This is a genomic window from Bacillus sp. C30, assembly GCF_040838255.1.
Lineage (GTDB): Bacteria > Bacillota > Bacilli > Bacillales > Bacillaceae_G > Bacillus_A > Bacillus_A mycoides.
On the sequence record NZ_JBFPJH010000173.1, the window covers coordinates 1 to 6,935 of the forward strand.

The following is a 6,935-nucleotide window of genomic DNA, read 5'->3' on the forward strand; positions in this document are numbered from 1 at the left end:
GTATAATACTGTATCTAGTCAAAAAAATAAACTAGTTTTTTTTATTTTTTTTGTAAATTATTTTTCCGTCAATCATAGTGAGTACAGGCTTGGCTAAATAATGGAAAGGATGATGTGTCCATAACACGAGGTCAGCATCTTTTCCAACATCAATGCTTCCAATTCTATCCTCCAAACGTAAATTTCGAGCTGGGAAAATAGTAATTCCTTCCAACGCTGTTTTCTCATCTAATCCTTCTCTTACTGCAATGGCAGCGCAAACATTTAAATATTGAATTGGTGTATAAGGGTGGTCGGTTGTAATAGAAACTTCTACTCCATTTTTCGATAAAATATGATAAGTATCCCACGTTTTGTTTTTAAGTTCGATTTTCGAACGTCGCGTAAGAGTAGGTCCAACTGAAACTTTTAAATTGTGTTTCGAAAGCTCTTCAACAATAAAGTGTCCTTCTGTACAATGTTCAATACGTAAATCAAGATTGAATTCTGTCGCAAAGCGTAAAGCTGAAGTGATATCATCTGCGCGGTGAGCGTGGATACGTACCGGTATTTCTCGGCGGAGTGCTTTTAAAATAGGTAGCATTCGAAAATCAGCTTCATGCCCGTAGTGTTGTGCGTCATAGAATGATTCACGAAGTAACCCCATAATTCCCATACGTGTTATTGATTCTTTTGTACCGTTACTATGGAACTTTTTAGGGTTTTCTCCAAAGGCAATTTTTAAACCAGCAGGTTCCTGAATAATCATATGATCAATACAAGTTCCAGCAGTTTTTATTACGCAAGTAGTACCGCCGATAATGTTTTGGCTTCCGGGCATCACGTGAACAGTCGTAACACCATTTTGTACAGCGTCTTGAAATGCAATATCAAAAGGATGAATCCCGTCTAAAGAACGGATATGTGGTGTTGAAACTTCGGATGTTTCATTTGCATCATTACCAGCCCAACCAGTACCTTCATCGTAGAGGCCAAGGTGAGTATGAACATCAATAAATCCAGGCAAGAGATGAAGAGCTCGTGCATCTATAACGGTCATATCCTGAGTAGTATCAATATGAGGTTTGACCGCGGCAATGCGTTCTCCTATAACGAGTACATCTCCTTGAAACTTTTGGGATGTAATAGGATATACAATGGCTTGTTTGAGCAATATTTTCATAGAGACCTCATTTCCGTCACCTTGTAATGTGTAGAATAGGTTTAGACAAAGTAACTGAAAGGTTTTTCGTGTAGTAATGCTCCGGTGTTTAAAAAGTAAGAAGTCTTGGAGGAGATAGACTACCCGTAAAACTGTATTTTAAAAGTACTACATTGTATGCAAGAGGATATTTTGTAATGCATGGTTAACTGTTGGAAATGTGTATTGATATCCATGTTTAATAGCTTTATTGGGTAATACATGTTGCCCTTCTAATACAAGTATACTCATCTCACCGAGTAAAGCGCGAAGTACAAATGAAGGAACAGGTAGCCAATGAGGTCGCCTAGTTATAGTGGCAATAATTTCACCGAACTCTTTCATCCGTATTGGCGTTGGCGCTGTAATATTAAAAGGTCCGTCAATTTCTTTTTTGTGAATGATGAAATCAATCATGCGAACGACATCGTCTATATGAATCCATGATAACCATTGGTTTCCAGATCCAAGTGTACCGCCGATATATAATTGATAGGGAAGTAGCATTTTTGGAAGAGCTCCTCCATCTGCGCCCAATACGACTCCAAATCTTGTGTAGACAGTTCTTATTCCAATGGAGCGGGCTTTAGATGCTTCTTGCTCCCACAAATATACTGTGTTTGCTAAAAAGTCATCTCCTGGAGTCTCTTGCTGTTCTGTAAAAGATTCGGTTTCAGATGTCCCATAGTATCCAATGGCACTTGCATTAATAAATGTGTGTGGCTTTGTTTCAAGTGTTTGTAATTGTTTAATGAGTCCTTTTGTTGTTTGAATTCTACTGTTTAAAATTGATTCTTTTTGTTTTTTTGTCCATCTACTATTAATAGATTCTCCGGCTAGATTAATAACTACATCGATAGAGGAGAGAGGGAAGGTCTGTAAATCCGGTGTCCACTGTACGTATTGAAGGTTAGTGTGTGAAGTTTCAGCAATTTTTTTTCGAGTAAGAATGTAAACAGTAAATCCCTTTTGAATAAAAAAACTAGAAAGGGATTTGCCTATAAAGCCAGAGCCACCAGAAATTGCGATTTTCACAATCATTTCCTCCTCATTATATATATTCTTGAAAAGAAAAAACGTTCCTTGACTATGTTAAAATAATAGAGAGGTGAGAGTATGACTGTCATTACAAAAATAGAAGTGCAAAAACGATCGAAAGAACGATTTAATATTTATATTGATAAAGGTCAAGGCGAAGAGTACGGGTTTAGTGTGAATCAATCAATCTTAATGAAACATGGGTTACAAAAAGGCTTAGAAATTGATGAAGTAGCGTTAGGGAATATTTTGTACAATGAAGAGGTACAAAAAGCATATTTACAAGCGATTTCCTATTTATCCTATCAAATGAGAACAAAACAAGAAATAGAAGATTTCTTACGAAAAAAAGAAGTGGGACAGGCCATCATCTCTGAAGTCGTTTCGAAATTATTACATGATCGATATATTAATGATAAAGAGTACGCTATTTCATACGTGCGAACGCAAAGTAATGTGAATCAAAAAGGTCCAACTGTTATTAGGAGAGGGCTATTAAGTAAAGGTGTTCAGGATTTAATCATTACACATAGTTTACAAGAGTATCCAAAGGAGAAGCAAATGGAGAATGCTTTGTTTCTTATAGAAAAGAAGAAAAAATCTTATCAAAAGCATTCATTTTTACAAATGAAGCTAAAGTTAGATGAAATGCTTGTTCGTAAAGGATATTCTAGAGATGTGATTCAAATTTGCTTGGAAGAATTGAAAGACGAAAAAGATGACGAACAGCAAGAAGAAGCGTTACACTATCATGGGAATAAATATTATGAGAAATATAAGAAGTATGATGGTTGGACATTCGAAAATAAGGTGAAGCAAGCGTTATATCGAAAAGGATTCTCTATTGATGAGATAGATATATTTTTACAAATGAAACGTGAAGAGGGATGAGGAAATAAGATGGGTACGCCAAAACGCTACAGTGAAATGACACCACATGAGCTAAGGGAAGAAATTGGGGTTTTGAAGGAGCAAGCAGTAAAGGCTGAGCAACTTGGAATTGTAAATGAATTCGATGTATTAATGAGAAAAATGGCTATGGCTCGTGCTTATATGATAGATATAAATAAATTCCATATTGGTGAGACATATGAATTAGTAGAAGAACCTGGTGTGGTATTTAAAATTACGTATTTCAATGGGGTATTTGCTTGGGGATATAAGCAACATGATAATGAAGAGATTGGAATACCAATTTCCTTGCTACAAGAAAAATAAAAACCAGAGAGCGAATCTCTCTGGTTTTCATCTTTGGTAGGCGTTAAAGGAGATAGGAGATTCTAAAATTGGCGTTTTTTACATTCGTTTGCCAGTATAATGAGAGACTGGGTTTGTTGCGTCTGTCCGTTAACTTGCGCCTTCGCATGTTTTGGACGAGTCCACGTATGGTTAAATAATTCAGAACGACGATCTAAATGGTCACGGTAGCTCATCTTTATCACCTCGTGTAGGAATTTAATTTGTACTACTCTTCCTGCTGATTTGCAGCACGCATACGCTCTTGTGGGTGCGTGTTAATTGTGCCGTTAGGTCGTTTCGAAGCGAAGCGTGATTTCGCTTTCGGTTGACTGTCGATTTTGCTGTTGTTTTTTGACTCAGACCAAAATTCGGCTTGTCTACCCATTAAGAACGCCCCCTCATTATCAGTTGATACCTCTTTAAGAAGTATCACTTATAGAATGTGCAAAATAGAAGAAACTATCCTTTAGAAATTAAGGGAATAAATAGGTAAAAGGAGAATAGAACATGAATGATATTTATGAAACATTAACGAAAGAATTATTAGATAAAAATGACAACCTTTCTTACGCACAAGCTCGTGCATGGGTTGAATTACTGTGGGAAGACTTCCGAACAACTTATGCTAAATCAGGTCGTTACCAAGGTGAGGAAATGACTGAACAAGTGGTACGAACATGGGTTAATAATCATGGAGGGCGCCTTCATGAAATGCGTACAAATAATCCGAAGTATAGCCATTTAATCAATCAAGAAGATCATTTGAAACATTAAAAAAAGCGACGTAGGTCGCTTTTTTTAATGTGGAAGCAATTCCAGTTTCTTTCGAAGTTTCTCTTCGCTGAAAATCCATCCTGTATATGAACTAATAATATTTAAATTTTGATCGAGCTGAACGATTGCGACGAATGGATAATAATCTTTACTTCGATACCGCAAATCAATAAATCGAACTTCATAATAGTTATCATAATCGAAAATATCCCAGCGATATACAGGCGAGAAAGATAAGAAAGCAGATATATTTTCATCTCGCACAGCGGCTTGCATAATGGCGGTATTCGGGAACGGTACGCGATTAAATTTATCGTATACAAGGATGTTACCGCGGTGCCATCTTGCTACGTAGTAATGTTCAGTTGTAACGACGGCTAAATGATAATGATAAAATTTGTAAGAAGGAGAAATAATTACTTTCTCTACATTTTTGAAACGTTTGTATACTACACTTTTAATATTTCGATGCATCATAATGCGGCCGATATAGTAAACAAACATTAATATATACGCAGCTAAAGCAGTATACCCTTTATGTGCTCCGACAAGCATACAGGCGATAGCAAGTATATGGATAAAGAAAATGACAGTATCAAACGTATTAATTATGCCGAGCGCTACCCATTTTTTTGTGAAGGGCCTTAATGCCTGTGTACCATAGGCATTGAAAATATCCACAAAGACATGAAGAAAGACGGCAATAAATGACCAAAGTAGTAGATGCAGATAGGGAGCGTCTGAAAAGAAGGCGAAAGAGATGCCACTTATAAGGAGTGACCAAAGGATCACTGCAGGGATGGAATGAGTAATCCCGCGATGATTTCTTATATATTTAGCGTTATTACGCAATTTTAAAACTGTATCGATGTCAGGAATATTGGAACCGGCAATTGTTGCAAGCATCACTGCTTGTGGCCCAATATCACTTTGTGCTATAGCTGGATCTAATGTTGCCAAACTGCCTAGAGTAACGCCCATAACAAGGTGAGTGGCTGTGTCCATAGAAATCCACCTCCGTTTTTTATTAATGTAACTCTTTTTATTCGATACCTCAAGTCCTTTGCCTTCTATTTCCTATGTCATCTTACTTAAATTTTTTCCTAAAATCTTTATAATAGTACGTATATGCAAAAAAATGAGGGGGATCAAGTTTGACACTTGAAATATTAAATGAGTTTAACATAGAACAGTTTCAAAATGATTTAATTGGTTGGTTTGAAAAAGAACAACGTGATTTACCGTGGCGAAAAAATAAAGATCCATACCGTGTTTGGGTTTCAGAAATTATGTTACAGCAAACAAGGGTAGAGGCTGTAAAACCATATTACGCAAATTTTATGGGGAAGTTTCCTACGCTTGAAGCGCTAGCAACTGCCGATGATGAAGAAGTATTAAAAGCATGGGAAGGCTTAGGTTATTATTCTAGAGCACGAAATTTACATGCTGCAGTAAAAGAGGTAAAAGAAGTATACGGCGGGACAGTACCGAGCGATGTAAAGAAAATTGAAAAATTAAAAGGAGTGGGACCATATACAAAAGGTGCCATTTTAAGTATTGCATATGGCATACCAGAGCCAGCGGTTGATGGAAATGTTATGCGCGTATTATCTCGTATTTTATCAGTGTGGGATGATATTGCAAAACCGAAAACGAGAAAAGTTTTTGAAGAGATTGTGCGTGAAATTATTTCTATAGAAAATCCATCTTATTTTAACCAAGGTTTGATGGAATTAGGGGCATTAATTTGTATACCGAAAAATCCATCTTGTTTACTTTGTCCTGTACGTGAACATTGCAGAGGGTATGCTGAAGGTGTTCAAAAAGAACTACCAGTGAAGAGTAAAGCGAAAGCACCTACAATGGTACCGCTCGTTGCGGGAGTACTTCAAACTGAAGATGGCCGTTACGTAATTAATAAACGCCCAAGTACGGGATTACTGGCTAATATGTGGGAGTTCCCGAATATTGAACTAAGTGAAGGTATTCGTAATCAAAAACAACAGCTTACGGATTATATGAAGGAGAGCTTTGATCTCTCTGTTTCTATTGATGAATACGCGATGAATGTACAACATACTTTTACACATCGTACTTGGGATATCTTCATATTTTACGGAAAAGTAACAGGTAATATTGTCGAAACGGATACATTAAAGTTTGTATCGAAAGAAGCGTTTGAACAGTTACCTTTCTCGAAATCACATCGTACAATTTACGAAAAGTGTGTTGAGAAAATTACAATGCAGTAAAGTGAAACTTTAATCAGTGGGGGGTTTCTTCATCCCCCACTGATTATTAGCCCTCACCAATCGGGCTTTTATGGGCAGCCCGACCCCAACCTAACTTCTTTGCTTTCGCTGCATTTTGAGGTGGGGTCTTACTGCCCGGCGAATAGCGGGATAAATAATAAAAACGTGTTCCAGAACTTTGGAACACGTTTTTTTATATTGAAAATAAATTTGTATTTTGAGGTTGAAAATCCACGCGTTTATAATCCGCCCCGTGACTCGATTTCTTTCACAACTTCTTTATAAATCGTTTGTCCCTCTACATTTAGATAAGGCATAATTTGCTGAAATGAATGATGAAAATAAGCTAATTCATCCTCTTTCCATTCATTTTTGGAAATCATAGTTAGCTCAGTCATGATATTACGTCAATAAAATAGACACAGAAAATTTAAATTATGCAGCCTCTGATT

10 protein-coding genes are annotated in these 6,935 nt (G+C 36.7%); 4 read left to right on the forward strand and 6 right to left on the reverse strand.

Annotated features, from left to right (window positions below; all coding sequences use genetic code 11):
- Positions 1-31: 31 nt before the first annotated feature.
- Together AB3X49_RS15265 and AB3X49_RS15270 are read right to left on the reverse strand one after the other, a co-directional pair.
- Positions 32-1,162 (reverse strand): amidohydrolase, encoded by a 1,131-nt coding sequence (locus AB3X49_RS15265; protein ID WP_002010318.1) that lies wholly within the window; start codon positions 1,160-1,162, stop codon positions 32-34.
- Between the two features lie 147 nt (positions 1,163-1,309).
- Positions 1,310-2,215 carry a TIGR01777 family oxidoreductase gene (locus AB3X49_RS15270; protein ID WP_002140287.1) on the reverse strand — a complete coding sequence of 302 codons (906 nt, stop codon included), beginning with the start codon at positions 2,213-2,215 and terminating at the stop codon, positions 1,310-1,312.
- Between the two features lie 81 nt (positions 2,216-2,296).
- On the opposite strand from AB3X49_RS15270, the gene recX reads away from it, so the two are divergent.
- Together recX and AB3X49_RS15280 are read left to right on the forward strand one after the other, a co-directional pair.
- Positions 2,297-3,109, forward strand: a complete 813-nt coding sequence (gene recX / locus AB3X49_RS15275) for a recombination regulator RecX (protein WP_002125056.1) — start codon at positions 2,297-2,299, stop codon at positions 3,107-3,109.
- 9 nt (positions 3,110-3,118) lie between these two features.
- Positions 3,119-3,436, forward strand: a complete 318-nt coding sequence (locus AB3X49_RS15280) for a YfhH family protein (RefSeq protein ID WP_002010323.1) — start codon at positions 3,119-3,121, stop codon at positions 3,434-3,436.
- 62 nt (positions 3,437-3,498) lie between these two features.
- Here AB3X49_RS15280 and AB3X49_RS15285 read toward each other — a convergent pair whose 3' ends face one another.
- Entirely contained in the window at positions 3,499-3,651 is a 153-nt protein-coding gene (locus AB3X49_RS15285) for a YpzG family protein (protein ID WP_002010325.1), read from the reverse strand.
- A gap of 32 nt (positions 3,652-3,683) precedes the next feature.
- A complete protein-coding gene (locus AB3X49_RS15290) occupies positions 3,684-3,842 on the reverse strand; it encodes a small, acid-soluble spore protein K (RefSeq protein WP_002125059.1) in 159 nt (52 codons plus the stop codon).
- Positions 3,843-3,964: 122 nt separating this feature from the next.
- On the opposite strand from AB3X49_RS15290, the gene AB3X49_RS15295 reads away from it, so the two are divergent.
- Entirely contained in the window at positions 3,965-4,231 is a 267-nt protein-coding gene (locus AB3X49_RS15295) for a YfhJ family protein (protein WP_002010328.1), read from the forward strand.
- 24 nt (positions 4,232-4,255) lie between these two features.
- Here AB3X49_RS15295 and AB3X49_RS15300 read toward each other — a convergent pair whose 3' ends face one another.
- Complete coding sequence (locus AB3X49_RS15300; RefSeq protein ID WP_002125060.1) at positions 4,256-5,236, reverse strand: metal-dependent hydrolase; 981 nt, start codon at positions 5,234-5,236, stop codon at positions 4,256-4,258.
- Positions 5,237-5,385: 149 nt separating this feature from the next.
- Here AB3X49_RS15300 and mutY point away from each other — a divergent pair, with 149 nt between their 5' ends.
- On the forward strand, positions 5,386-6,483 hold the full coding sequence (gene mutY, locus AB3X49_RS15305) for an A/G-specific adenine glycosylase (RefSeq protein ID WP_002091125.1): 1,098 nt from the start codon (positions 5,386-5,388) through the stop codon (positions 6,481-6,483).
- Positions 6,484-6,722: 239 nt separating this feature from the next.
- On the opposite strand, the gene yfhS is transcribed toward mutY, so the two are convergent.
- Complete coding sequence (gene yfhS, locus AB3X49_RS15310; RefSeq protein ID WP_367963114.1) at positions 6,723-6,881, reverse strand: mother cell protein YfhS; 159 nt, start codon at positions 6,879-6,881, stop codon at positions 6,723-6,725.
- Positions 6,882-6,935: the final 54 nt, after the last annotated feature.